Consider the following 24,013-nt stretch of genomic DNA (forward strand, 5'->3'; position numbering starts at 1 on the left):
CTCAGCACAGCAGCCAGCGCATCTCCGCCGGCTGGTAGCGGGCGACCGCGAGCAGCCGGTGCGGGAACACCGGGACCTGGCCGGCCAGCCCGGTGAGCCGGACCACGCGTTCGACGTCACCCCCGGGCGAGACGATCAGGCAGCCGGAGATCTCGCGCTTCCGGCACACCTCGAACACGCTCAGCAGCCCACGGACCCCGCGGGCGGTCAAGAACCCCAGCGGGCCGAGGTCGAGCACCAGGAACCGGGGGCTCGGCAGCTCGCAGAGCGCGGTCTCGAGCACCGACGCCCAGGTCAGCACCGTCCGGATCCCCGGCTCGCCGCACATCTCGACGACCAGCACGCCGCCGGAGCGTTCCGAGGCGACTTCCTCGTCGCGCATCGCGCCTCCCGGGAGCCATCCCGTCCCGCCCCCCATGGTCGCACGGGACGTCAGGCTTCCGTAATACCCGCGTGGAATCATGGGAGGTCCGGGGCAGTTGTAACGGGCGGTAGCACCGCACGAGGAGAAGGAGTGACGCCGTGACCACGTCAACCGAAAGGGCCGTCCTGGCCGGCGGCTGCTTCTGGGGCATGCAGGAGCTGTTCCGCCGTCAGCCCGGGGTGATCTCGACCCGGGTCGGTTACAGCGGCGGCGACGTCCCGAACGCCACCTACCGCAACCACGGCACGCACGCCGAGGCCATCGAGGTGATCTACGACCCCGCGCGGACCACGTTCCGCGACCTGCTCGAGTTCTTCTTCCAGGTGCACGACCCGACGACGAAGAACCGCCAGGGCAACGACATCGGCCTGAGCTACCGTTCGGCGATCTTCTTCGAGAACGACGAGCAGAAGCGGGTCGCCGAGGACACGATCGCCGACGTCGACGCCTCCGGGCTGTGGCCGGGCAAGGTCGTCACCGAGGTCGCCCCGGTGGGTGACTTCTGGGAGGCCGAGCCGGAGCACCAGGACTACCTGCAGCGCATCCCGAACGGGTACACGTGCCACTTCGTGCGCCCGGGCTGGAAGCTCCCGAAGCGTGAGAAGACCGCCTGACGCCAGTAGCACCGAAGGGCCCCTTCGCCGATCACCGGCGGAGGGGCCCTTCGTCATGTCGGACGCAGTGAAGATCGTCCGAACGGCGGTGATCTTCGATTGGTCCTAAGTGGACAGCCGCCGAGCCCGATCCCAAAGATGTCAAATGTCCTTTTTAGGATGTATTGCGACTTGCCGATAAGACTCCTACGTTCGTCGCTTGTTCACGGCGCTTTCACACCGGATGCTGATTTCCGCTAAGCCGCACCATTTTTCCCCGTCGTCCCCGTTCTCGGCCCGGCTCGACCCCGGGCCGGTTCGCCCTGCCCGGAGGAGATCCTTCGATGCAACTGAGACGTCCATTCGTCTTGGCCGCGAGCGGCGCCCTCATCGCCGCGGTGTGCACGACCACCACCGCCCAGGCCCAGCCCGTCACCCCGAACGCCGTCCCGGACGCCCAGACCCTGGCCGTGTCGGCGGCGGCCGGGCTCGTGGCGAGCAGGCCCGCCGCGCTGCACGCGAGCGCGGACGACGTTTTCCTGGCCCAGAAGGCGATTTCCGCCACCAACGGCCTGAAGTACATCCCGTACGAGCGCAGCTACAAGGGCCTGGCCGTGGTGGGTGGCGACTTCGTGGTCGCCACCGACTCGACGGGCCAGGTGCTCGGCACCTCCGTCGCGCAGGACCAGACGATCGACCTCGCCACCACGACGGCGAAGGTCTCCCAGGCCGCGGCCGAGGCGACCGCGCGGCAGCAGCTGTCCGCGGTGGACAGCGTCAGCCCCGCGCAGCAGGTCGTCTACGCGCTCGGCACGCCGGCGCTGGCGTGGAAGAGCACCGTCGTCGGCCGCGACGCCGAAGGCCCGAGCCGGCTCGACGTCATCGTCGACGCCACCACCGGCAAGGTGCTCAAGACGCAGGAGCACGTCCTCAACGGTGACGGCACCAGCGCGTGGAACGGCCCGAACCCGGTGCACCTCGACACCACCCACTCGGGCAGCACGTACTCGCTGAAGGACCCCACGATCACCAACACGTCCTGCCAGGACGCGGCCAACAACACCACCTTCAGCGGGCCGGACGACCTCTGGGGCAACGGCACCGCCAGCAACCGGGAGACCGGCTGCGTCGACGCGCTGTTCGCCGCCCAGACCGAGAACAAGATGCTCTCGCAGTGGCTGGGCCGCAACGGCTTCGACGGCAACGGCGGCGGCTGGCCGATCCGCGTCGGCCTCAACGACCAGAACGCCTACTACGACGGCAGCCAGGTCCAGATCGGCAAGAACACCGCCGGCGGCTGGATCGGCTCGATCGACGTCGTGGCGCACGAGCACGGCCACGGCATCGACGACCACACCCCGGGCGGCATCTCGGGTGCGGGCACCCAGGAGTTCGTCGCGGACGTCTTCGGTGCCTCGACCGAGTGGTTCGCGAACGAGCCCGCTCCCTACGACCAGCCGGACTTCCTCGTCGGCGAGCAGGTCAACCTGGTCGGCTCCGGCCCGATCCGCAACATGTACAACCCGTCGGCGCTGGGCGACAAGAACTGCTACGACAGCAGCGTTCCCAACGGTGAGGTGCACGCGGCCGCCGGCCCCGGCAACCACTGGTTCTACCTGCTGGCCGAGGGCACGAACCCGACCAACGGGCAGCCGACCAGCAGCACGTGCAACAGCTCCACCGTCACCGGCCTCGGCGTGCAGACCGCGGTGAAGATCTTCTACAACGCGATGCTGCTCAAGACCTCCAGCAGCTCGTACCTGAAGTACCGCACCTGGACGCTGACCGCGGCGAAGAACCTGTTCCCGGGCAGCTGCACCGAGTTCAACACCGTCAAGGCGGCGTGGGACGCGATCAGCGTGCCGGCGCAGTCGGCCGACCCGACCTGCTCGGCGACCGGCACCGTCACCGTGTCCAACCCCGGCAACCAGTCCACCGTGACCGGCGCTTCGGTGAACCTGCCGCTGTCGGCTTCCGGCGGCACCGCGCCGTACACCTGGTCGGCCACCGGCCTGCCGGCCGGCCTGTCGATCAACGCCTCCACCGGCACGATCTCGGGCACCGCGACCACCGCGGGCACCTCGAACGTCACGGTGACGGCGAAGGACGCGGCCAACAAGACCGGCACGGCGTCGTTCTCGTGGACGGTCGGCACCACCGGCGGCTGCTCCGGCCAGAAGATCGCCAACGGCGGCTTCGAATCCGGCGCGACCAGCTGGACCGGCACCACCGGCTCCATCGGCCAGTGGGGTTCGCAGGGCCAGGCCGCCCACGGTGGCACGTACTCGTCCTGGCTGGACGGCTACGGCACCACGCACACCGAGTCGATCGCGCAGTCGGTGAGCATCCCGGCGGGCTGCCACGCCAGCCTGACGTTCTACCTGCACATCGACACCGCGGAGACGACCTCCTCCACCGCCTACGACAAGCTGACCGTCACCAACGGCAGCACGACGCTGGGCAGCTACTCCAACCTGAACAAGGCGTCCGGGTACGCGCTCAAGACCATCGACGTCTCGTCGGCGGCCGGCGGCACCCTCGCGCTGAAGTTCACCGGCACCGAGGACAGCTCGCTGCAGACCTCGTTCGTCATCGACGACGTGGCCGTGACGCTGAGCTGAAGCTGAACCACTGAAGCGGGGAGACCACGGTCTCCCCGCTTCAGTGTTTTCCGGAGCAGAATCGGCGCATGGACACCGAAGAGCTGCGCGCGACCCAGGCCCCGCTGAAGGACAAGTACCGCGAGCAGCCGGAGAGCGCGCTCGTGACGCTCCACGCCGACGCCGAGCTGGACGGCCTCGGCATCTCGTGCAAGGTCGAGACTGGCCGCGCGGTCGTGGAAGCGGGCCTGCACCCTGCTACCGGCGGCGACGGCACCCTCGCCTGTTCGGGGGACATGCTGCTCGAAGCGCTCGTCGCCTGCGCCGGCGTGACGCTGCGGGCCGTCGCGACGTCGCTGGGCCTCGAGGTCCGCGCCGGGCGCGTCCGGGCCGAGGGCGACCTCGACTTCCGCGGCACGCTGGCCGTCGCGAAGGACGCTCCGGTGGGCTTCCGCGCCATCCGGCTCTCGTTCGACCTGGACACCGACGCCGGCGAGGACGAACTGGCGACGCTCAAGAAGCTGACCGAGCGCTACTGCGTCGTCTTCCAGTCGCTGCGGACACCGCCGGAGTTCGCCGTCACGCTTTCGGCGGCTCAGGGATAAACCCGGAGGACAAATCGGGCAAGGTGGCCTAGCTTGTCGGGGTCACCTGAAGGGGGAGCCACCATGCCGCAGCCGGGACCGGACGTCGCCGTCCGGGTACGCGGGCTCGTGAAGACCTACGGTTCGACGCGCGCGCTCGACGGCGTCGACCTCGACATCCCGGCCGGGCAGGTGCTCGGCCTGCTCGGCCCGAACGGCGCCGGGAAGACCACCACCGTGCGCATCCTGACCACGCTGCTGCGCCCGGACTCGGGCTCCGCGCACGTGGCCGGGTACGACGTGCTGGCCGAGCCGGACGAGGTGCGGCGGCGGATCGGGCTGTCCGGCCAGTACGCGGCCGTCGACGAGAACCTCACCGGGTTCGAGAACCTCTACATGGTCGGGCGCCTCTACGGCCGGAAGAAGGCCGCGGCCCGCACCCGCGCCCGCGAGCTGCTGACGCGGTTCCGGCTCGAAGAGGCCGCCGACCGGCCGGCGAAGGGCTACTCCGGGGGCATGCGCCGCCGGCTCGACCTGGCCGGCGCGCTGGTCGCGGAGCCGACCGTCGTCGTCCTGGACGAGCCGACCACCGGCCTCGACCCGGGCGGGCGCCTCGACACCTGGGCCGTCATCAAGGAGCTCGTGGCCGACGGCACGACCGTGCTGCTGACCACCCAGTACCTCGAAGAGGCCGACCAGCTCGCCGACTCGATCGTGGTGATCGACCACGGCCGGGTGATCGCGCGCGGCACGGCGGACGAGCTGAAGGCCCAGATCGGCGGCGAGCGCCTGGAGCTGGTCGTCGCCTCGGCCGCGGACCTGCCGGTGACGCTGGACGTCCTGCGCGAGGTCGGCACGGGTGAACCGTCCGGCGACGACCACACGCGCCGGGCCGAGATCCTGGTCGACACCGGGCCGAAGGCGCTGATCGAGGCGCTGCGGCGGCTCGACTCCCACGGCATCACGGTCCAGGATGTCGGCTTGCACCGCCCGACCCTGGACGACGTCTTCCTGTCCCTGACCGGCCACGGTGCTTCGGCTGAGGAGGCGGCGAAGTGAACGCGCTCGCAAAAGGCATTTCCGACGGCGGCATCGTCACCTGGCGCAACCTGATGAACGTCCGCCGCAACCCGGACTGGCTGATGGCGGCGACGCTGCAGCCGATCATGTTCGTGCTGTTGTTCGCCTACGTCTTCGGCAACGCGATCGGCGGCGAAGCGGGCGGCGCGGCGTACCGCGAGTTCCTGATCGCCGGGATCTTCGCCCAGACGGTGGCGTTCAACTCGGCGTTCACGGTCATCGGGTTCGCCAACGACCTGCAGAAGGGCATCATCGACCGGTTCCGCTCGCTGCCGATGTCCCGCGTCGCGGTGGTCCTCGGCCGCACGACGTCGGACCTGGTGGTCAGCGTGGTGGCGCTGGTCGTGATGTCGCTGTGCGGGCTGCTGGTGGGCTGGCGGATCCGCGGCAGCTTCTGGGACGCGCTGCTCGGCTACCTGGTGATCCTGATGTTCGCGTGGGCGCTGTCCTGGGTCGGCGCGCTGATCGGCCTGGCCGCGCGCAGCGTCGAGGTGGCGCAGAGCGCGGGCCTGATCTGGATGTTCCCGCTGAGCTTCATCTCCTCGGCGTTCGTCCCGACCGACACGCTCCCGGCGTTCCTGAAGGCGATCGCGGACTGGAACCCGTTCACGGCGGTGATCAACGCGACCCGTGACCTGTTCGGGAACAAGTTCGGCGCCCCGCAGACGGGCTGGCCGGCGGAGAACGCGGCCCTGTATTCGATCCTGTGCTGCGTGGCGATCATCGCGATCTTCGCCCCGCTGGCGACGGCCCGGTACCGCCGGGTGGCGAGCAAGTAGGTGCCGGCTGTCCGTGAGGACGCTTCAGCGTCGCAGCGTCCTACAGTATCGACATCTGCACCTGACTCGACGGGACGACGAGCAGGTGCCCCTCGTCGCGGTCGTAGATGAAGGTGAGCCCGCCGTTCATCCCGATCAGCAATCCCACTCTTGTTCTCCCGCCCAGATCGCCCTTGACGAAGAACCAATTCGGATATTCCTCGTTCTTGACCCAATGATAGGCGCACAATGGCGGGTTGAGGTCCTGCCAGACCGGGTTGCTGGAGGCTGTGTTGGCATAGACGCTCAGCTTGGCTCCCGTTGTGGGATCCACTCGTGCCACGCCTGCACTTGCGGTCTCTTTCGCCCGGGAACCGGCGGAGCTGCCCAGACCGTGCGCGATCGTCGGTATCCCGACCACGACAAGGCCGATGTAGGCGCACAGGATCAGATTCCAGGTGAGCCGGGCAGCGGACCGGCTGATGGCGGGTCGGACCACGTAAAGTCCGCCACGCCGCCACGTTCTTCGCATTTCCAATCCCTGCTCGACGAGCAGATCCCGGACCTCCGAACTGCCCGCGGGTCTTCGGTACCACCACCGTTGGAGCACGGCGAACGAACCCAGGGACAGCAAGGCCACGATCATGACGAACGAGGCGGACAGCAGGCCGGTTCTGACCAGCTTCTGCAGTGCATTCAGTGGCGTTATGCCGATTTGGTCAGGAGTGATGTTGAAATTGGCGTAGTAGCCTGATGCGGCCACGTAGGCTGCTACCTGCGCAACGATTCCGGTGACCGTGATGGAGGCCGCGACGTTGGCGAACGAAATTTTCACAAGGGCGAAGCCTACGATAGAGCAGCGAAGATCGCGAAGACCCAGGGCCCTCCATTCACGACCTCCGCCGCGCGTCAGTCCTCTTCGGACAGCTCCACGATCGGGATCACCCGCTTGGCCTGCCGCGCCTTCGCCTGGTGATCCGCGAAAAACGGATACTCCTTCTCCAGCTCCGTCCACGTCCGCACGTAGTCCGCCCCGAGCAGCGGCAGCGCCTCGGCGTCGAACTCCCGCCCGTCCAGCTCGACGTGCACCCGCGGGTCCGCCTCGAGGTTGAGGTACCAGTCCGGGTGCCGGGGCGCGCCGATGTTGGACGCCACCACCAGCCACCGGTCGCCGTCGCGGTGGACCATCATCGGGACCGTGTACGGCTCCCCCGAGGTACGGCCCGTCGTCGTGAGCAGCACCAGGCGCTCGCGGTGCATGCCCTCGACCTCGCCGCCCGCGCGGAACTGCTCGATCACCCGGCGGTTCGTCTCCGCGATGTCCACGACGGTCACCGGTCGTAGTACCGGGTCGGCGGGTCCTGCTGGGTCCACTGCTGCCGGGTCGGCGGTGGCGGCGCGGCGCTCTGCTGGCTGCGGCGCCGGTGCAGCGTGCGGGCGCTGGCCGCCATGCTGTTCACCACCGCGGCGATCACCAGGCCGATCACCAGGTTGATCACCGCCGTGGCGATCTTCGCGCTCGGTGCGACCGTCAGGGTCAGCGGCAGCACCACCGCGATCAACGTCACCAGCACCATGATCCAGCCGAAGAACTGGGACGGTGCCGGCGTCGCCACGCTCAGCAGGTGCATCAGCCCGGTGGCGAGCAGGGCCACCGCGGCGGCGACCAGCGCGTACGTCGTGGTGCTCGCGTTGCCCCAGACGCCCTCGCCTTTTGGGGCGAGCACTTCGACCTCGAAGATCCCGCGGGCGATCAGCAGCCCGACGACCGCGAGCAGGGCCGCGACCACCGCCGTCGCGACACCGCCCGCCCACAGCCGGCGCGCGTCGATCCCCGGGCGGACGTCCTGCGGCTGGTTCCCGTAGTACTCGGACATCACGGCCTTCCCTCGCCTCGGCAGTGCCTCCGCTCCCGATTGTCCCCCGATTCGGCCCCGGCCGCGATTTGCGCTGGAGCGCACTCCAGCTCGTAGCGTCGGAGCCATGACCACCGCACAGCACAAGATCGGTTCGGGCTTCGGCGCCACCACCACGGCCGCCGAAGCCGTCGCAGGCGCCGACCTCACCGGGAAGCTAGCCGTCGTCACCGGCGGGTACTCGGGGATCGGCCTCGAAACCACCCGCGCGCTGACCGGCGCCGGCGCCCACGTCGTCGTCCCGGCCCGCCGCCGCGAGACCGCCGGCGAAGCGCTCGCCGGAATCGAAACCACCGAGGTCGACGAGCTGGACCTGGGCGACCTCGAGAGCGTCCGCGCGTTCGCCGACCGGTTCCTGGCGTCCGGGCGGGAGATCGACCTCTTCATCGCCAACGCCGGCATCATGGCCTGCCCGGAGACCCGGGTCGGGCCGGGCTGGGAGGCCCAGTTCGCCACCAACCACCTCGGCCACTTCGCGCTGGTCAACCGGCTGTGGCCGGCGATCGCCGAAGGCGCCCGCGTGGTCTCGCTGTCCTCGCGCGGCCACCACTACTCGCCGATCCGCTGGGACGACGTCCAGTTCGAAACCGGCTACGAGAAGTGGCAGGCCTACGGGCAGGCCAAGACCGCGAACGTGCTGTTCGCGGTGCAGCTCGCCCAGCTGGGCGCCGAGAAGGGCGTCCACGCGTTCGCGCTGCACCCGGGCGGCATCATGACGCCGCTCCAGCGGCACCTGCCGCGGGCGGAGATGATCGAACGCGGCTGGATCGACGAGGCCGGGAACTACCTGATGGAGTTCAAGACGCCCGAGCAGGGCGCGGCGACGACGGTCTGGGCGGCGACCTCGCCGCAGCTGGCCGGGCTCGGCGGGCTGTACCTGGAGGACTGCGACGTCGCCGAGCTCGCGCCGGAGGACGCCGAGGGCCTCGCGGCTTCGGGTGTCCGCCGGTACGCCGTCGACCGCGAGCAGGCCGCGCGCCTGTGGACGCTGTCGGCGCAGCTCACGGGCGTGGACGCGTTCGCTCGGCCCTGACTGTCACGCCGGCGGGTCCCCGGACGATACCTTCGTCGTGATCTTCCGACGTTTGCCGGTCACGGGGCCGGGGTACCTGGCGCCCGTGGCCGACGAAGCCGGGAGAACGGGGCGCCCGCCGACTGACGACGGGGCCGAGGTCACGTGTGGCCGTTACGCGGTCGGTGAATTCACCATCACCCCGCGCAGCGCCCTCGACGGCGAGCGGCCGCCCGGTCTGCTGGGCGGGCGTTACGAAGTCGGCAGGCTGATCGGCAGCGGCGGCACGGCCCGCGTGTACCGGGCCTACGACGTCCGGCTGACCCGCGAGGTCGCCGTCAAGATCTACGACCGCGACGCGGTGGCGCTCGACCAGCGGCGCCGGCTGCGCGAGATGACGATCCAGGGCAGCATCAGCCACCCGGGCGTGGTGGCGCTGCTGGACAGCGGCACCGAGAACGGCCGGACGTACCTGGTGATGCAGCTCGTCGAGGGCGAGAACCTCGCCGAGCGCCTGCTGGGCGGCCCCCTGCCGGCGGCGGACGTGACGGCGCTGGCGGACGGGCTCGCCGAGGCACTGGCCCACGTCCACGCACGGCGCATCGTGCACCGCGACCTCAAGCCGGCCAACGTGTTCCTGTCCGCGGACGGTCCCCTGATCGGCGACTTCGGCATCGCCCACGCCCTCGACACGACGCACATCACGGGCACCGGCCTGATCCCGGGCACGGCGGCATACTTGGCGCCGGAGCAGGTCTCGGGCGAGCCGGCCGGCCCGCCGGCGGACGTGTACGCGCTGGGCTTGATCCTCCTGGAATGCCTGACGGGCCAACGGGAGTACCCGGGCACCATGGTCGAGGCGGCCATGGCCCGGCTGACGAGACCACCCCGCATCCCGGAGGACGCACCGGCAACGTTGGCGTACACGCTGCGCCGGATGACCCAGCGAGAGCCCGCCGACCGCCCGACGGCGGCCAAGGTGCTGGACATGCTGCACGCGCCCCCGCCGACGTTGCCGTGGAGCAGGACCCAGCGCAGCCCCCGCTGGCGCCGCCGCCCGGCCGCGGCAGTTACTGTGGGATCCCCCGACGTGACGGAGGCTTTCAGCCCGGCACGGGGCGAGCTGGGCGCCGCGGGGCACGAGGCGACGGCCCTCGGCCCGGCGCGAGGCGAACTGGGCGCCGCGGGGCGTGGGGCGACGGCCCTCGGCCCGGCGCGGGGCGAACTGGGCGCCGAGGGACACGGCGCGGCGGCGGGCGCCGGTCCAGCGCGAAACGAATTCGGCGCCCCGGGGCTCGAGGCAGCCGCGGTCCCCGGCGCGATGGGCGCCGCGGAGCGCGAGGCGGCTGCAGGCTTCAGCCCGGCGCGAGGCGACCTCGGCACAGCCGGGCGCGAGGCCACCACCCCCAGCGAAGCTCACCGGCCCGCCGAAGCCCCGACGCAATTCACCTCTCGCCCGGCCGAAGCCCCGGGGCGGCGGCGCCTGGCCGCCGTGGCCGGGCTGAGCGTTGCCGCCGTTGCTGCCGTTGCCGCTGTGCTTCTCGCCCAGCACGAAACCGGGTCCGGTTCGCCCGCGCAGCCGCCCGCCGCGAACTCTCCCGCCCCTTCCGTCACCCCCTCGTCGTCCACCCCGCTCGCCGAATCCGGGACGTCCGCCCCGGACACGTCGCGGCCCGCCGAACCCGGCGGCTCCGGCACGCAGCCCGGCACCAGCGAAGCCGCGTCGCTCGAACCCGCCGCCGTGACGCACGACAGCCCGCCCGAGGAGCCGGCGAAGCCACCCGGCAAGCCCCCGAGGACCGAGCCGCCCGGCAAGGCCAAGGGCAAGGGGCCCGGCCACGACTCGTGAGCGGGACCTCCGGCGCGCGGATCCGGGTCCAACGGCCCTAGTGCCGAAAACGGCCGGGAATGGCCGGTAATTCGATTCCGCGAATTGGGACTCGAACCAATAACGGCAGGTAACCGAAGGCCGCTCCGGGCCGACTCACTCCACGGTGCCGCCGCCGGGAATCCCCTCCCGGCCGGTTCGACGAGCATTCCCCGGAGGTCTGGATGAGTGTCCACGCTGCCCTCGCGCGGCCGGTTTTCCGCACACCGAGCGGCCGGCACGCCAAGCCGGGTCCCGCGTGGCCGCGGGTCGCCGGGCGGGCAGTTTTCCTGATCACCGCCCTGTTGTGCGCCGGTGCCGTCTTCGCGCTCGGGTGGCCGCCCGCGCTGCTGGCGGTGCCCGCCACCGCGTTCGTGCTGCTCCTCGCGGGCGTGGCGAAACTGCGGACCGCGAGCCGGAAGATCGACACCATCCTCGCCGAAGAACTGCCGGAATCCGATTGATCAAGCGAGGGCGTAGAAGTCCTCGAGCACCGCTTTGGCGGCTTCGGTGTCGGGCACGGCGACGTCCCAGCACACCTGCCCGTCTTCGACGGCGACGTCGAAGCCGAAGAACGGACAGCACGCCTTCTCCCGGGCGGCGAGGTCACGGACCCACGCCTCGACGCCCGGCTCCGCGCGGAACCGGAACCGGATGCCGACGGCGGTCCGTTCCCGGACGGCGAGGGCCTCGGCGAACAGCCTGCGGTATTCGGCCAGCCGCTCCGCGGGCGTGTCGCGGGCATCCGTCATGTCGCAGGCGATCGGCGTCGACGCCGGCGGGATCTCCATGTCAGCCTCCTTGTCGATAAGGACGGTTCGAGCCTAGAGTCTGGAGTTGACTCCAGAGTCAAGGGAGAAGTCCGTGAAGATCGGCGAGGTGGCCCGGGCAGCCGGGGTGAGCGTGGACACGGTCCGCTTCTACGAACGCCGCGGCGTGCTGCCGGCGGCGGCCCGGCGCCCCAGCGGCTACCGGGTGTTCCCCGCCTCGGCGGCCGACCGCATCCGTTCGGCGAAAGCGTTGCAGGACCTGGGTTTCACCCTCGACGAGGTGTCCGACGCCCTGCGCGCCCACGACACCGGCGACGCCACCTGCGAGACGGAGCGCTGGCGCCTGGAGGCGGTCGTCGCCCGGCTGGACGAGCGGATCGCCGCACTGCACCGCGTCCGCGCCAAGGCGGCGGAGAGCCTGGCGGACTGCCGGGCGGGCTGCTGCCGCCTGATCGGCGGCGCCTGACCGTGGAGTTCTTCTGCTACCACCGCGACCGCCCCGGGTCTTCGGCGCTGCGGCAGGCGACGCTGGAAGCGCACTGGTCGTACCTGGACCAGTTCGCCGACCGGATGATCGCCCGCGGCCCGACCCTGGCCGCCGACGGCATCCCGACCGGCAGTGTGCACGTCCTCGATCTGCCGGACCCGGCCGCCGCCCGCGCGTTCGCCTTCGACGAGCCCACCTACCAGGCCGGCGGTTACCGGGACGTCCTGCTGCGCCGGTGGCGCAACACGCTGGGCACCACCATGTGGGAGTCGCCCGGCGAGCCGTCCGGCTACCTGGTCCTCGGCCTCGCCGAAGGCCCACCCGCCGACACCGAGCGCCCGAACGGGCCCGACCTCATCGCCTACGGACCGCTCCTGTCCGACGACGGCGTCACCTGGCTCGGCACCGCCGCGCTGGTCAGAGCGGCCGCCCCCGCCGCGGCCCGCACCGTCCTCACCGAGGACCGGTACGCCGCCATCGAGGTGCACACCTGGCGGTTCGGCGGCAGGGTCACCGCAGGTCCAGCCACATGATGCGGAGCCCGACGTCCCCGGCGACCGGGTGGCGGAAGGCTCCGGGCGCCGTTCCGAGCGTCACGAACCCCAAGCTCTCGTACAGCCGGACCGCGGCCACGTTCACGTCGACGACCGCGTTGAACTGGATCGCCGCGAACCCGCTCCGCCGGGCCCAAGCGATCAGGTCCGTGGTGAGCGCCCGTCCGACACCCGTGCCGCGTGCGTCCTTCGCCACCATCAGGCTGCCGGAGGCGACGTGGCTGCCCGGCCCCGGCCGGTTGGCGTACATGTTCGCCGTGCCGGTCACCCGGTCGCCGTCGAGGGCGACGACCACGCGGGCCGGCGGGTCGCGCAGCCACATCTCCCGGGCGTCGCGCTCGGTCATCGCCGGGTCGTACGGGAACGTCTGCCGCTCGGTGACGACGTCGTGGATGATCGGCCAGATCGCGGGCCAGTCCTCGGCGCGGGCTTCGCGGATCACGGCCGCACCACCTCGCAGAGCTGCGGGACGACGGCCTCGATGTCGTCCCGCAGCACGAACGCGGCATCGTCGTCGTACGGCGTCGGGTCGCGGTTGACGACGACCAGCGCCGCCCCGGCCCGCACGGCGACCGTGCACAGCGACGCCGCCGGCTCCACCTGCAACGTGCTGCCGATCGCGAAGAACAGCCCGCTCGCCGCCGCGATGTTCCGCGCGTGCCCGAGGACTTCGCCGTCGAGCACCTGTCCGAAAAGGACGACGTCGGGCTTGAGGATGCCGCCGCAGTGCGGGCACGACGGGTCGTCGTCACCCGCTTCGAGGACATCGGCGGTCGGGAACCCGGCCGCGCAGCCGGTGCACCGCGTGGTGCGCATGCTGCCGTGCAGCTCGAGAACCTTGCGCTCGGCGAGCCCGGCCCGCTGGTGCAGGCCGTCGACGTTCTGCGTGAGCACCCGGACGGCGACGCCCGCGCTGTCGAGTTCCGCCAGCGCGCGGTGGGCGGCGTTCGGCTCGGCGCGCCACGCGGCGTGTCCCCGGTACGTGCGCCAGAATTCGCGGCGCACGCCGGCGTCGGCCATGAAGTTCTCGAGGGTGAAGGCGGTCACGGCGCTCGGCGTGCGCGTCCAGACGCCTTCGGGGCCGCGGTAGTCGGGAATCCCGGACGCGGTGGAGATGCCCGCGCCGGTCAGCGCGGCGACCCGCCGGGCCCCGCGGACCCGGTCGATGAGCTTGCCGTCCATGGTGCCGGAGGCTAACGGCTCGCAGACGGCGGCACGAACGGATTATCGCGTCTCTCGGTCCTTCCGCAGCCGCAACGCCAGCGCCGGGCACGCCGCGGCCGCGCGCCGGGCCTCGGCCACCAGTTCCGCCGGTACCGGGCCCGGCGCCACCACCGGATAGCCCCACTCGTCGAGGCGCACCAGTTCCGGCAGGAGGTCCGCGCACAACCCGTGCGCGCTGCACCCGATCGGGTCCACTGTCACCTTCATGCGACACCCGCCGGGATCCGGCACCGGCCGCCGGCCTGGTGCGTGCGGACATCGGCGTCGAAGATCGCCAACGCGCTCGCCGCGAGCCGCGCCGCGCCGTCCGGGTGGGCGCACGCGCCGCGGCCGGTCAGCAACGGGAGGCGGCGGGCCAGCCGGGCCGTCGCCGGGCCGCCGCGGACCAGTTCCGCGAAGTCCGCCGCGATCGACGGCAGACCGAACGTACACGGCCCGCACTGGCGGGCCGACTCCGCCGCCAGGAACGCCAGCAGCTTCGCCGTGTACTCCAGCCCGCAGTCACGCGCCGGGAGGGCGTAGACCGCGGCGATCCCGGACAGGCCGGCGCCGAGGTCCGCGGTCCACGTTCCGCCGGCGAGCACCGCCTGCACCGGCTCCGCTTCGCCGCCCACCGCGGCCAGCACGCCGGCCAGGGACGTCCCCTCGGCCACCTCCACGACGCCGGGCCGCCGGACCGCGCCGGTCACCGTGACGAGCTCGGTGCGGGACGCGCGATAGTGGTGCGGCCCCAGCAGGACCACCGATGCCAGCTGCGCCAGTGTCTCCACATTGGACACCAGGGTGGGCCGCTCGCGCACGCCGCGTTCGGCGGGCCGGGGCCGCTTTCCCAGCGGCCGCGCGTCCCCCGACGTCAAGTACCGGACGAGCGCGGTCTCTTCGCTGGCGACGTAGCGGCGCGGGACCTCCGCGACCCGCACCGGCACCCGGTCTTCGCGTTCGGCGAGCGCCGCGGCGACGCTCGGCAGCGCCGGGCTGCCCGCGTGCACGCAGAGCACGGCCTCGACGGCGCCGGTCGCGTGGGCGGCGAGCTGCAGGCCGTCGAGCACGAGGTGCGGCGAAAGCGTGAGCAGCACAACGTCTTTGCGGCTGAGCGGGTCGCCTTCGCACCCGTTCGCGACGACGACCGAGCGGTTCGACCGGGCCGCGCGCAGCTTCACCGCCGTCGGGAAGCCCGCGCCGCCGCGGCCGCGCAGGTCCGCCGCTTCGACGGCGGCGATCAGCCGGTCGCGGCCGTCGTCGCCGTGGTAGGCGACCCACGGCACGACGCCGTTGCGGCGCCGGTGGCCGGCCAGGTCGAGCCGGTGCGGGGGCAGGATGCTCATCGGGTGCCTCCCAGGGCAGCGAACTTGCGGGCGTGGGTCGCGCGGTAGCCGGCCGAAGCGAGCACGGCCAGCACGCACAGGACGTCGAGCGCGACGATCCAGCCGTAGGCGGCGTCGGCTTCGGCCATGCCGAACCCGTCCACCAGCGCGACGGGCCAGCACAGGTAGGCCAGCCAGTGCACGGCCCGCCAGGCCCGCGCCGGCAACCGGGCGCGCAGCAGGCTGGTGACGACGATCGCGAGCAGCAGGTCGATCGCGACGGCGCCGAGCCCGACCCACAGCGGCTGGTAACCCGCGCCGAACGGAACGACGACGTCGAGCCAGCCGAGCGAGACGTAGCCGTCGAGGATGGCCGACGCGATGTGCGCCGCGAGGAACGCCAGGCTGGTCAGCGCCAGGTTCCGGTGTACGGCGGCGACGGCGAACCGCGGCCATTCGCGCGTGGCGAACCGGCCGGCGCCGAGCGCGCCGAGGACGACGACGCCGGTGAAGAGCACGAGCGAGACGAGCCCGGTCGCGCGGCTGAAGTACCACACCGCGGAGCTCATGCCGCCGCCCGTTCCGCGGGCCAGCCGGGGGTCGTGACGACGTCGCCGTCGACGCCGGCCAGCCGCGCGGGGAGGTTCCGCCGCTCGAGCCAGCCGGGTGCGGCGCCGCCGAGGACGATCGCCGCCGTGCTCGCGGTGTTGGCGTCCACAGTGGACTTCGCGGCGACGGTGACGGTGCGCCAGCGCGCTTCGGGCATGTCGCCGGTGCGCGGGTCGACGATGTGGTGCACGGTCCGGCCGCCGTGGCGCCAGCGCCGCCGGGTGGTGCCCGAGGTGGCGAGCGCGCCGTCACGGTGGAGGGCGACGGTGCCGGCCGGCCGGGTGACGGCGTCCGCGTGGTCGTCGCCGAGCGCGATCTGCCAGCCGCCGTCGGGCGGGGGCCCGGCGGCGCGCAGGTCGCCGCCGAGGTTCACCAGCGTTCCGCAGCCGGTGGTGGTGTGGATCCGCCGGGCGGCCCGGTCGGCGGCGAAGGCCTTGGCGGTCGCACCGAGGTCGAGGTGCACGCCCCGCGGGAGGACGACGAGCCGCCGGGCGGGGTCGAAGAGGATCCGGTGCCAGCCGGGCGCGGGAGCCGCCGGTGTCGCGGTGTTCCGGTCAGCGGCAATCGAAGCGAAGTCGCGGTCGTAGCCCAGCGCGCACACCGCCGCCCCCACCGTCGGGTCGACCAGTCCGTCGGTCAACCGCGCCGCGCGCAACGCCACCTCCAGCGCCTCCGCCAGCAGCGGCCCCACGCGGACCTCCCGCCCGGCCACCTCGTGCAGCCGCGAGATCTCCGAGTCCGGCCGGAACCGGCTGCACGCCAGATCGAGCGCCGCCAGTTCTTCGCGCAACAGGGCGACCGCCTCCCCCAGCCGGGTGGGATCGGTGACGATCAACTCGGCCGTCGTGCCCAGGGCCGGGAACGCCGTCGTCATGACGCCCCCGAACCGGTGTGCGCGTGGCCGGATCCGCTGCTCAAGCCGCTGTCAGGCGCCTGGAGCTGGTCCTGGGAGCCGGTCGAGCCGGTGGAATCCGAGGTGGAGGTCGAATCCGAGGTCGTGGCCGAAGCCGTCGAGAGGCCGAAGCCGATGGCGCCTGCGGCGGCCGCGCCCAGTACCGCGGCGGCCGCCGTGGCCAGCGCGGCCTTGCGGCGTCCCTGCTCGCGGCGGGCGGGTCCGGCCGGGGTGGTGGGTTCCATGGCACCGAGTGTCGGCGCCGTTCCTTTGAACGAGCTGGGAACGACCTGTCAAAGCCCTGGCGCACCAACCAAAGGCGGTTGACACCGGAAAGCCATTCACCCACTCTTTCCGTTGTCCGCCGGAGGTTTCCTGGTGTTCACGAACCGGACCACAGCACCTCACGAACCGGTCCCCTGCCGTGGGCACCATGAGGCGCCCACCCCCTCAGTGCTGGAGGACCCATGATCCGCAAGCGGATCTTCGCCGCGTTCGCCGCGGCCGCCCTGGTCACCGCCGGAGCGGTCACCGCCGCCGGCACCGGATCCGGCGAGCCGGCCGCCGTCCGGCCGGCCGCCGCGGCCGTGCCGGCGTTCGACCACATCGTCCTCGTCATGTTCGAGAACAAGAAGTACTCCTCGATCAACGGCAGTTCCAGCGCGCCCTACTTCAACACCCTCGCCTCGCAGAGCGCGAAGTTCACGAACTCCTTCGCGATCACCCACCCGAGCCAGCCCAACTACGTCGCCCTCTTCTCCGGAGCGACGCAGGGCGTCACCGACGACAGCTGCCCGGCCAACCTCGGCGCGAAGGCCAACCTCGGCCGTCAGCTGATCGACGCGGGCAAGACCTTCAAGGGCTACTCCGAAGCCATGCCTTCGGACGGCTACACCGGCTGCTCCAGCGGCACCTACCGCCGCAAGCACAATAGCTGGGTCGACTTCTCCAACGTCCCCGCCGCGAGCAACCTCCGGTTCTCGGGCTTCCCGTCGGACTTCACCCAGCTGCCGACCGTCGCCTTCGTGACCCCTGACATGTGTTCCGACATGCACGACTGCAGCGTCGGCACCGGCGACACCTGGCTGAAGAAGAACCTCGACGCCTACGCCCAGTGGGCCAAGACGCACAACAGCCTGCTGATCACCACCTTCGACGAGGACAGCGGCACGTCGGTCAACCAGATCTTCACGACGTTCACCGGCGCCAACGTGAAGGTCGGCAGCTACAGCGAATCCATCAGCCACTACACCGTGCTGCGCACCATCGAGGCGGCCTACGGCCTGCCCGGCATCGGCAACGCCGCGAGCAAGTCGCCGATCCTCGACGTCTGGCAGTAACCGCGTGTACCTGTCCACGATCGGTCGCCGGGAGCACGCCGGGGCGGTGTCCCGGCGCAAGCTCTCGGCGGTCGGCGCGAACGTCTTCGCGCTGGGTGCGGTCAGCCTCGTCACCGACGTCTCCTCCGAGATGGTCACCGCGGTCCTGCCGGTGTACCTGGTCCTCGGCCTGCACCTGAGCCCCGCCGCGTACGGCCTGGTCGACGGCCTCTACACCGGCGCGACGGCGCTGCTGCGGATCGTCGGCGGGTACGTCGCCGACCGGGTCCGGCGGCGCAAGGTCGTGGCCGGCGCCGGCTACGCGCTGTCCGCGGTGATGAAGCTCGGCCTGCTCGTGGCCGGGTCGTCGGCGACGGCGATCGGCGCGGTGATCACGCTCGACCGCACCGGCAAGGGCCTGCGGACCGCCCCGCGGGACGCGCTGATCACACTGTCGGCCCCGGAACCGCTGCTCGGGCGGGCGTTCGGCGTGCACCGCGCGATGGACAGCATGGGCGCGTTCGCCGGGCCGCTGGTCGCGCTCGGCGTGCTGGCGGCCGTCGGCGCGGCCGACCCCGAGGCGTTCGACGCCGTGTTCGTCGTCAGCTTCTGCATCGCCGCGATCGGCGTGCTGCTGCTGGTGCTGTTCGTCCGCGACCGCCGGACGCCGAACGCCACCGCGACGCCGGTCTCGCCGCGGGCGGCGGCCGCGTTGCTGCGCGGCCGCGGCGTGCGGCGGCTGCTGGTGGCCGCGTGCGTGCTCGGGCTGGCCACGGTCGGCGACGGGTTCGTCTACCTGCTGCTGCAGCACAAAGAGGACATCGCCACCGGCTGGTTCCCGCTGCTCGCCGTCGGCACGAACCTCAGCTACCTGCTGCTCGCCGCGCCGCTGGGCGCGCTCGCCGACCGGGTCGGGCGGCTGCCGGTGGTGCTCGGCGGGTACGGCGCGCTCGCGCTGGTCTACCTGCTGCTGGCCGGTCCGGTGTCCGGCTGGCCGCTGTTCGCGCTGTCGCTCGCGTTGTACGGCGTGTTCTACGCGGCGACCGACGGCGTCCTCATGGCCCTCGCCGGTCCGCTGCTGCCGGAGTCGTTGCGCACCACGGGGATCTCACTGGTCCAGACCGCGCAGGCGCTGGCGTACTTCGCCTCGTCCGTCCTGTTCGGACTCGCCTGGCAGTTCTGGGGCGCCGATCGCGCGATCGCCGTCGCGGCGGGCGGGGCGGTGGTCGCGATCGCCGCGACCTTCGCGGTACTGCGGAAGGTGAAGGCGTGAAGACGCGGATCCTCATCGCGGTAGTCGGCGTGCTCGTGCTCGCCGGGGCCGCGGTCGCGTACGTCGGGTTCGCGAGCGCGCGCGGCCACGACGTCACCGCGACCGGCGCGGTCAGCCTCGCCCCCGGTCCGCGGCTGCTGTTCCGCAGCACCGCCGACGCCGACCGCGGGCACGTCGCCACGGTGTCCGCCACCGATCCCGGCGGCCCGCGGACGGTGTCGCCGCTGTCGTGCGCGCGGGTGTATGCCGCCGGCGGCACCGGGCTCTGCCTGCGCCAGGACGGCGACCTGACCACCTACCAGCTCGCGGTCCTCGATCGGGGGCTGGCGGTGCAGCGCGAGATCCCGCTGGTCGGGCTGCCGAACCGGGCGCGGGTGTCGGCGAGCGGCCGGATGCTCGCGTGGACGGTGTTCGTCACCGGCGACTCCTACAACGGCGGGATGTTCTCCACCCGCGCCGGCATCCTCGACACGGCGACCGGCGACCTCGCGGGCACCCTAGAAGACTACGCGGTGACCCTCGACGGCGAGCCGTACCAGGCGGCCGACCTCAACTTCTGGGGCGTCACGTTCACCCGCGACGACCGCCACTTCTACGCGACGATGTCGACGGCCGGCCACCGCTACCTGGTCGCGGGCGACTTCGCCGCGCACACGATCCGCACGCTGCGTGAAAACGTCGAGTGCCCGTCGCTGTCCCCCGATGGGACGCGGGTGGCGTTCAAGTCCGCAGTGGACGGTGACCCGGCCCACGGCTGGCGGCTGTCGGTGCTGGACCTCGCGGCCTCCGAGGTGACGCCGCTGGCCGAGACCCGCAGCATCGACGACCAACCGGCCTGGCTCGACGACCACGCGATCGGCTACGGCCTGCCCCGCGGCCCGGGCCACGCGGACGTCTGGTCGGTCCCCGCCGACGGCTCGGGCGCGCCCCGGCTGCTCATCCCGGACGCCGAGTCACCGGCGGCGCTGGGACCGTGATCGCCGGTGCCTTCCGGGTGCGGCCACGGTCAGTCCAGTTTGCGCAGCCCGTCGAGGATGCGGCGCATCAGGTCCGTGTCCGGGGGCGCGAAGGCGAACCGCGGCGCCGGGGCCCCCGCGGTCGCCGGGGGCGGGAGGATGCCGGCCACGCGGGACGGCAGCCGGGTCAGCGCGGGTTCGCGGCGGGTCTGCGCGGGGATCGGCAGCGTCGGCAGGGCCACCGTGCCCGCTTCGGCCAGCCGCCGGGTGGCGTGCTCGCGCCGCAGCCGTGACTGGATCCCGGCCACGGTGAAGTCCGGCTCGGGGTCGGCGGCCGGGGGACGGCCCGGCCGCAGGCGTTCCAGGCTGATCGCCCAGGCCGCCGCGGCGAAGGCCGGCAGCAGCAGCCCGGCGACGATCGCGAGGCCCGGCAGGTCGACGGCCATCAGGCGGCCCCGGGCACAGGTAGGAGCATGACGTTCACTTCCGGACGGACGGTTCTTCCGCAGCATGGCCGACACCTGGATATTCGACTTCGACGAATTTTCGCGGACCCCGCAGCCCATCATGAATGACGGTCGACGCTCCCGCAAGCGGCCGAACGGGGTCGGCCGTCCGGACGGTAAAACTGCAGCTCGGCGTGGTTCCGCGGCAGGTAGACCGCGCCCCTCACCCAGTAGTACGGACGCGGGTTCGATCCGGTTCACCGCATTTTTGCACGATTCGTGTCCACCGCCGCCGCAAACAGCGGAAATGCGAGCCCGGCGCGCGCTGGTTCGGCAACCTGGAGCGGGGACATCCGCGCGGCGGCCGGCTCCTGCACCGACGCCGCCGATGTCGCCGATGTCGCGGACAAGCGGCCGGTCCTGGTCGCCTACACCATCCCCGGCCGCGACTGGATCTCCGCGTCCGCCGACGGCATCGGCGGCAAGCCGGCGCCGGTGATCATCGAGGGCGGCTGACCAGGTCGCACGCCGTCGCCAGCTCCGCCGGGGTCGCGTCGGCGGGGCGGGCGATCGTCGCCGAGGCCGGCGGGCGCACGCCGCGCAGCCAGCCGCCGAGGGCGTCGAACGCCGTCCGGAAGCACGGGCCCAGCGGGCGCAGCCGGTCCGGGTAGGCGTCGACCAGCCCGTCGACGTGGTTGCCGCCCTCGATCCGGTAGTACCGGTGCAGCGCCCCGCGCCCGGAATCGCGGATCATCCGGTCGTAGACGTCGGAGTCGCGGGTGATCGGCAGCAGCGTGTCGAGCGTTCCGTGCAGGGTCAGCAGCGGCTTGCCGATCCGGCCGGTCAGCGAGATCCGCTCGACCGCCCGGGCCACGGACCGCGGCCGGGACGCATACGCGTAGCCGGCGTCGCACGACGGCGTTCCCAAGGCGCAGAACGGGGTACCGGCCTCGAGCGGGCCGTCGAACGAGGGGTCGACCTCTTCGCGGTAGATCCGCTGGGTCAGGTCCCAGTAGACGCGGTAGTGGTAGTCCCACAGGAACTCCGACCCCGGTGCGAATCCGGCGTCCAAAATGGACTGGTGGGCCGCTGCCGATCCCGCCGCGTAGGCCGGGTACGCGCGCAGGGCCGGCGGCAGGAACGTGAGCAGGTTCGGCCCGTCGGCCCGCCACAGCGTCCCTTCCCAGTCGACGCCGCCGTCGTAGAGCCACGGCCGGTTCTCCAGCTGCCACCGCACGAGGTAGCCGCCGTTGGACAGCCCGGCCGCGAGGGTCTTCGTCACCGGACGGCCGTAGTGCCGGGCCGCGGCGGCGCGGGCGGCCAGCGTCAGCTGCGTGACGCGCGAGTTCCACTCGGCCAGCGCGTCCCCCGGCCGGGCGCCGTCGGTGAAGAACGCGGCGCCGGTGTTGCCCTTGTCGGTCGCGGCGAACGCGTACCCTTCCGCCAGCGCCTGGTCGCCGATCGCGCGGTCGTTCGCGTACTGGCGGCGGACGCCGGGCGAGCCGGAGACGACCAGGCCGCCGTTCCACCGGTCCGGCAGCCGGAGCACGAACTGGGCGTCGTGGTTCCAGCCGTGGTTGGTATTCGCCGTGGAGGTGTCCGGGAAGTAGCCGTCGACCTGCACGCCGGGTACCGCGCCGAAGGTCGGCAGCCCCGCCGACGTCAGCCCGGCCCAGTCCGCCTCGACGGTGTGCCCGGACGCGAGCGTGCCGGTCGTCGTCAGGTCGTCCAGGCAGGCGGCGACCTGCTGTTGCGCGCCCGGCACGGTGGCCGAGCAGCGCCGCCCGGCCGAAGCCGACGCCGGCGCGGGCAGCGCCACCGCGAGCGCGCCCGCCAGAACCCAAACCAGCCAACCCCGCACGGTTCACCTCCGGTCTTCGAGGTCCCCAGCCAAGCGCGTGCCGCGGCCGCGAGCCATCCCGCCGGTCACCATGAATCGGCGAGCCGATGTGGTGGGCGGACACATGGTCCGAACCGCGGGGCCGCCTTAGCGTCGCTGGGGACCCTCTCAACGACGAGAAGGAGCCCACCATGCGCAAGCTCGCTTTCGCCGGCCTCGCCGCGATCACCGCCGCCGCGCTCGCCACCGTCGGGGTGGCCGCCGCCGACCCGCCGCCGTCGTCCCTGGTCCAGGTGCCGAACTTCGGCGCCAATCCCGGCAACCTGGCGATGTACACCTACACCCCCGCCGGCCTCGGGACCGGCCGTCCGGTGGTCGTCGCCCTGCACGGCTGCACGCAGAGCGCCGCGGACTACCACGCCCATTCGGGCTGGCCGGAGCTGGCCGACCGCTGGCGGTTCGAGGTCGTGTTCCCGCAGACGTCCACGGCGAACAACTCGCTGAAGTGCTTCACCTGGTTCGACCCGGCCGACGACACGCGCGGAAAGGGCGAAGCGGCGTCGATCAAGTCCATGGTGGACAAGGCGGTCGCCGACCACGGCTCGGACACCGCGCGCGTCTTCGTCACCGGCTTGTCGGCCGGCGGCGGGATGGCGGCCGACCTGCTGGCCGCGTATCCGGACGTCTTCGCCGGAGGTGGGATCAACGCGGGTTTGCCCGCGCAGTGCGCCACCAGCATCACGCAGACGTCGAGCTGCCAGCAGAACGACCAGCACCTGACCCCGGCCCAGTGGGCGGCGAAGGTCAAGGCGCAGTACCCGGGTTACGGCGGGCCGTGGCCGCGCGTCGCGATCTGGCAGGGCACGGGCGACTACACGGTCGCCCCGGTCAACGGCACCGAATTGCGCGACCAGTGGACGGCGGTGCACGGTGTCGCGCAGACGCCGACGAGCACGCAGTCCCTGCCGGGCGGCACGACGCTGACGACGTACGCGGACAAGGTGCAGCTGTACTCGATCGCGGGAATGGGCCACGGCACCGCGGTCGACCCGGGAACCGGCCCGGCCCAGTGCGGCAGCACCGGCGCGTACTTCCTGGCCGGGATCTGTTCCAGTTACTACACGGGTGTGTTCTTCGGGCTGGACAACGGATCGGGCACCCCGCCGCCCACGACGTCGACCACCACCACCACCGCTCAGCCGGGAACGTGTGTGAGCGCCAGCAACTACGCCCACACGCAGGCGGGCCGCGCGCACCAGAGCGGCGGCCAGACGTACGCGAACGGTTCGAACCAGGCCATGGGCCTGTGGAACACCTTCACGATCCACGCCCTGCGGGAGACGTCCCCGGGCTACTGGGTACTCGCCGACGGCCAGTGCTGACGCTCCGGGGCTGCTCAGGCTGTATGGGCAGCCCCGGTCTCCCCGCCCCAATACTCGGTGGCCTCCTGCCAATTCCCGGCCAATTCCCTGACATATCCCGGACTTCGTCCGGCCGATCCTGGC

The 24,013-nt window shown here is 72.0% G+C and carries 29 protein-coding genes; 15 read left to right on the forward strand and 14 right to left on the reverse strand.

All coding sequences use genetic code 11. From position 1 onward, the window contains the following. Nucleotide 1: 1 nt before the first annotated feature. Complete coding sequence (locus ACWEF6_RS19530; protein WP_449684242.1) at nucleotides 2-382, reverse strand: STAS domain-containing protein; 381 nt, start codon at nucleotides 380-382, stop codon at nucleotides 2-4. A 140-nt stretch (nucleotides 383-522) separates the two neighbouring features. Between ACWEF6_RS19530 and msrA the strand changes: the two genes are divergently transcribed. From msrA to ACWEF6_RS19555, 5 genes are all read left to right on the forward strand, one after another. After that, nucleotides 523-1,038 (forward strand): peptide-methionine (S)-S-oxide reductase MsrA, encoded by a 516-nt coding sequence (gene msrA / locus ACWEF6_RS19535; RefSeq protein WP_310971477.1) that lies wholly within the window; start codon nucleotides 523-525, stop codon nucleotides 1,036-1,038. 323 nt (nucleotides 1,039-1,361) lie between these two features. Next, nucleotides 1,362-3,638, forward strand: a complete 2,277-nt coding sequence (locus tag ACWEF6_RS19540; protein ID WP_449684243.1) for a M4 family metallopeptidase — start codon at nucleotides 1,362-1,364, stop codon at nucleotides 3,636-3,638. Nucleotides 3,639-3,706: 68 nt separating this feature from the next. Then, nucleotides 3,707-4,222, forward strand: a complete 516-nt coding sequence (locus ACWEF6_RS19545) for an OsmC family protein (RefSeq protein ID WP_449684244.1) — start codon at nucleotides 3,707-3,709, stop codon at nucleotides 4,220-4,222. A gap of 63 nt (nucleotides 4,223-4,285) precedes the next feature. Beyond that, nucleotides 4,286-5,260 (forward strand): ATP-binding cassette domain-containing protein, encoded by a 975-nt coding sequence (locus tag ACWEF6_RS19550; protein ID WP_449684245.1) that lies wholly within the window; start codon nucleotides 4,286-4,288, stop codon nucleotides 5,258-5,260. Beyond that, complete coding sequence (locus tag ACWEF6_RS19555) at nucleotides 5,257-6,060, forward strand: ABC transporter permease (RefSeq protein ID WP_449684246.1); 804 nt, start codon at nucleotides 5,257-5,259, stop codon at nucleotides 6,058-6,060. The genes ACWEF6_RS19550 and ACWEF6_RS19555 overlap by 4 nt, the downstream gene beginning before the upstream one ends. A gap of 40 nt (nucleotides 6,061-6,100) precedes the next feature. Here the strand turns inward: ACWEF6_RS19555 and ACWEF6_RS19560 are convergent, their stop codons facing one another. From ACWEF6_RS19560 to ACWEF6_RS19570, 3 genes are all read right to left on the reverse strand, one after another. Beyond that, entirely contained in the window at nucleotides 6,101-6,874 is a 774-nt protein-coding gene (locus tag ACWEF6_RS19560) for a hypothetical protein (RefSeq protein WP_449684247.1), read from the reverse strand. A gap of 74 nt (nucleotides 6,875-6,948) precedes the next feature. After that, entirely contained in the window at nucleotides 6,949-7,374 is a 426-nt protein-coding gene (locus ACWEF6_RS19565; protein WP_449684248.1) for a nitroreductase/quinone reductase family protein, read from the reverse strand. Further along, nucleotides 7,371-7,916, reverse strand: a complete 546-nt coding sequence (locus ACWEF6_RS19570) for a DUF6069 family protein (protein ID WP_310971471.1) — start codon at nucleotides 7,914-7,916, stop codon at nucleotides 7,371-7,373. The genes ACWEF6_RS19565 and ACWEF6_RS19570 overlap by 4 nt, the downstream gene beginning before the upstream one ends. Before the next feature lie 106 nt (nucleotides 7,917-8,022). Between ACWEF6_RS19570 and ACWEF6_RS19575 the strand changes: the two genes are divergently transcribed. From ACWEF6_RS19575 to ACWEF6_RS19585, 3 genes are all read left to right on the forward strand, one after another. Further along, nucleotides 8,023-8,988, forward strand: a complete 966-nt coding sequence (locus ACWEF6_RS19575; protein WP_449684249.1) for an SDR family NAD(P)-dependent oxidoreductase — start codon at nucleotides 8,023-8,025, stop codon at nucleotides 8,986-8,988. A gap of 37 nt (nucleotides 8,989-9,025) precedes the next feature. Then, a complete protein-coding gene (locus ACWEF6_RS19580; protein WP_449684250.1) occupies nucleotides 9,026-10,816 on the forward strand; it encodes a protein kinase domain-containing protein in 1,791 nt (596 codons plus the stop codon). A 203-nt stretch (nucleotides 10,817-11,019) separates the two neighbouring features. Further along, the gene (locus tag ACWEF6_RS19585; RefSeq protein ID WP_449684251.1) at nucleotides 11,020-11,298 is read left to right on the forward strand and encodes a hypothetical protein; all 279 of its coding nucleotides are present in this window, start codon (nucleotides 11,020-11,022) and stop codon (nucleotides 11,296-11,298) included. Here the strand turns inward: ACWEF6_RS19585 and ACWEF6_RS19590 are convergent, their stop codons facing one another. Next, nucleotides 11,299-11,625, reverse strand: a complete 327-nt coding sequence (locus ACWEF6_RS19590) for a hypothetical protein (RefSeq protein WP_449684252.1) — start codon at nucleotides 11,623-11,625, stop codon at nucleotides 11,299-11,301. Nucleotides 11,626-11,698: 73 nt separating this feature from the next. Here ACWEF6_RS19590 and ACWEF6_RS19595 point away from each other — a divergent pair, with 73 nt between their 5' ends. Both ACWEF6_RS19595 and ACWEF6_RS19600 read left to right on the forward strand, forming a co-directional pair. After that, a complete protein-coding gene (locus ACWEF6_RS19595; RefSeq protein ID WP_449684253.1) occupies nucleotides 11,699-12,070 on the forward strand; it encodes a MerR family transcriptional regulator in 372 nt (123 codons plus the stop codon). A gap of 2 nt (nucleotides 12,071-12,072) precedes the next feature. Further along, nucleotides 12,073-12,624, forward strand: a complete 552-nt coding sequence (locus ACWEF6_RS19600) for a YciI family protein (protein WP_449684254.1) — start codon at nucleotides 12,073-12,075, stop codon at nucleotides 12,622-12,624. Here ACWEF6_RS19600 and ACWEF6_RS19605 read toward each other — a convergent pair. Genes ACWEF6_RS19605 through ACWEF6_RS19635 form a run of 7 tightly spaced genes read right to left on the reverse strand, consistent with a single transcriptional unit; the run spans nucleotide 12,602 to nucleotide 16,919 of the window. Continuing rightward, complete coding sequence (locus tag ACWEF6_RS19605; protein ID WP_449684255.1) at nucleotides 12,602-13,087, reverse strand: N-acetyltransferase family protein; 486 nt, start codon at nucleotides 13,085-13,087, stop codon at nucleotides 12,602-12,604. The genes ACWEF6_RS19600 and ACWEF6_RS19605 overlap by 23 nt on opposite strands. Then, nucleotides 13,084-13,827 (reverse strand): SIR2 family NAD-dependent protein deacylase, encoded by a 744-nt coding sequence (locus ACWEF6_RS19610; protein ID WP_449684256.1) that lies wholly within the window; start codon nucleotides 13,825-13,827, stop codon nucleotides 13,084-13,086. The genes ACWEF6_RS19605 and ACWEF6_RS19610 overlap by 4 nt, the downstream gene beginning before the upstream one ends. A gap of 42 nt (nucleotides 13,828-13,869) precedes the next feature. Then, nucleotides 13,870-14,076, reverse strand: coding sequence for a ferredoxin (locus ACWEF6_RS19615; RefSeq protein ID WP_449684257.1), 207 nt, complete (start codon nucleotides 14,074-14,076; stop codon nucleotides 13,870-13,872). Then, nucleotides 14,073-15,194, reverse strand: a complete 1,122-nt coding sequence (locus ACWEF6_RS19620; RefSeq protein ID WP_449684258.1) for an NADH-ubiquinone oxidoreductase-F iron-sulfur binding region domain-containing protein — start codon at nucleotides 15,192-15,194, stop codon at nucleotides 14,073-14,075. The genes ACWEF6_RS19615 and ACWEF6_RS19620 overlap by 4 nt, the downstream gene beginning before the upstream one ends. Then, a complete protein-coding gene (locus tag ACWEF6_RS19625) occupies nucleotides 15,191-15,742 on the reverse strand; it encodes a ferric reductase-like transmembrane domain-containing protein (protein ID WP_449684259.1) in 552 nt (183 codons plus the stop codon). The genes ACWEF6_RS19620 and ACWEF6_RS19625 overlap by 4 nt, the downstream gene beginning before the upstream one ends. After that, the gene (locus ACWEF6_RS19630; RefSeq protein ID WP_449684260.1) at nucleotides 15,739-16,656 is read right to left on the reverse strand and encodes an FAD:protein FMN transferase; all 918 of its coding nucleotides are present in this window, start codon (nucleotides 16,654-16,656) and stop codon (nucleotides 15,739-15,741) included. The genes ACWEF6_RS19625 and ACWEF6_RS19630 overlap by 4 nt, the downstream gene beginning before the upstream one ends. Further along, entirely contained in the window at nucleotides 16,653-16,919 is a 267-nt protein-coding gene (locus ACWEF6_RS19635; RefSeq protein ID WP_449684261.1) for a hypothetical protein, read from the reverse strand. The genes ACWEF6_RS19630 and ACWEF6_RS19635 overlap by 4 nt, the downstream gene beginning before the upstream one ends. 222 nt (nucleotides 16,920-17,141) lie before the next feature. Between ACWEF6_RS19635 and ACWEF6_RS19640 the strand changes: the two genes are divergently transcribed. The 3 genes from ACWEF6_RS19640 to ACWEF6_RS19650 are packed head-to-tail and all read left to right on the forward strand — an operon-like array spanning nucleotide 17,142 to nucleotide 20,243. Next, nucleotides 17,142-18,014 (forward strand): alkaline phosphatase family protein, encoded by an 873-nt coding sequence (locus tag ACWEF6_RS19640; protein ID WP_449684262.1) that lies wholly within the window; start codon nucleotides 17,142-17,144, stop codon nucleotides 18,012-18,014. 4 nt (nucleotides 18,015-18,018) lie between these two features. Then, nucleotides 18,019-19,266, forward strand: coding sequence for an MFS transporter (locus tag ACWEF6_RS19645; RefSeq protein WP_449684263.1), 1,248 nt, complete (start codon nucleotides 18,019-18,021; stop codon nucleotides 19,264-19,266). Beyond that, the gene (locus tag ACWEF6_RS19650; protein WP_449684264.1) at nucleotides 19,263-20,243 is read left to right on the forward strand and encodes a hypothetical protein; all 981 of its coding nucleotides are present in this window, start codon (nucleotides 19,263-19,265) and stop codon (nucleotides 20,241-20,243) included. Before ACWEF6_RS19645 ends, ACWEF6_RS19650 begins: the two co-directional genes overlap by 4 nt. A gap of 29 nt (nucleotides 20,244-20,272) precedes the next feature. Here the strand turns inward: ACWEF6_RS19650 and ACWEF6_RS19655 are convergent, their stop codons facing one another. Then, a complete protein-coding gene (locus tag ACWEF6_RS19655; RefSeq protein WP_449684265.1) occupies nucleotides 20,273-20,668 on the reverse strand; it encodes a hypothetical protein in 396 nt (131 codons plus the stop codon). 279 nt (nucleotides 20,669-20,947) lie between these two features. Between ACWEF6_RS19655 and ACWEF6_RS19660 the strand changes: the two genes are divergently transcribed. Then, on the forward strand, nucleotides 20,948-21,184 hold the full coding sequence (locus ACWEF6_RS19660; RefSeq protein ID WP_449684266.1) for a hypothetical protein: 237 nt from the start codon (nucleotides 20,948-20,950) through the stop codon (nucleotides 21,182-21,184). Here ACWEF6_RS19660 and ACWEF6_RS19665 read toward each other — a convergent pair. Further along, the gene (locus ACWEF6_RS19665) at nucleotides 21,168-22,487 is read right to left on the reverse strand and encodes a tannase/feruloyl esterase family alpha/beta hydrolase (protein WP_449684275.1); all 1,320 of its coding nucleotides are present in this window, start codon (nucleotides 22,485-22,487) and stop codon (nucleotides 21,168-21,170) included. The two genes, ACWEF6_RS19660 and ACWEF6_RS19665, sit on opposite strands and share 17 nt — an antisense overlap. Before the next feature lie 212 nt (nucleotides 22,488-22,699). Between ACWEF6_RS19665 and ACWEF6_RS19670 the strand changes: the two genes are divergently transcribed. Next, the gene (locus ACWEF6_RS19670) at nucleotides 22,700-23,890 is read left to right on the forward strand and encodes an extracellular catalytic domain type 1 short-chain-length polyhydroxyalkanoate depolymerase (RefSeq protein WP_449684267.1); all 1,191 of its coding nucleotides are present in this window, start codon (nucleotides 22,700-22,702) and stop codon (nucleotides 23,888-23,890) included. Nucleotides 23,891-24,013 lie beyond the last annotated feature (123 nt).

This window comes from Amycolatopsis sp. NPDC004772 (assembly GCF_053601215.1).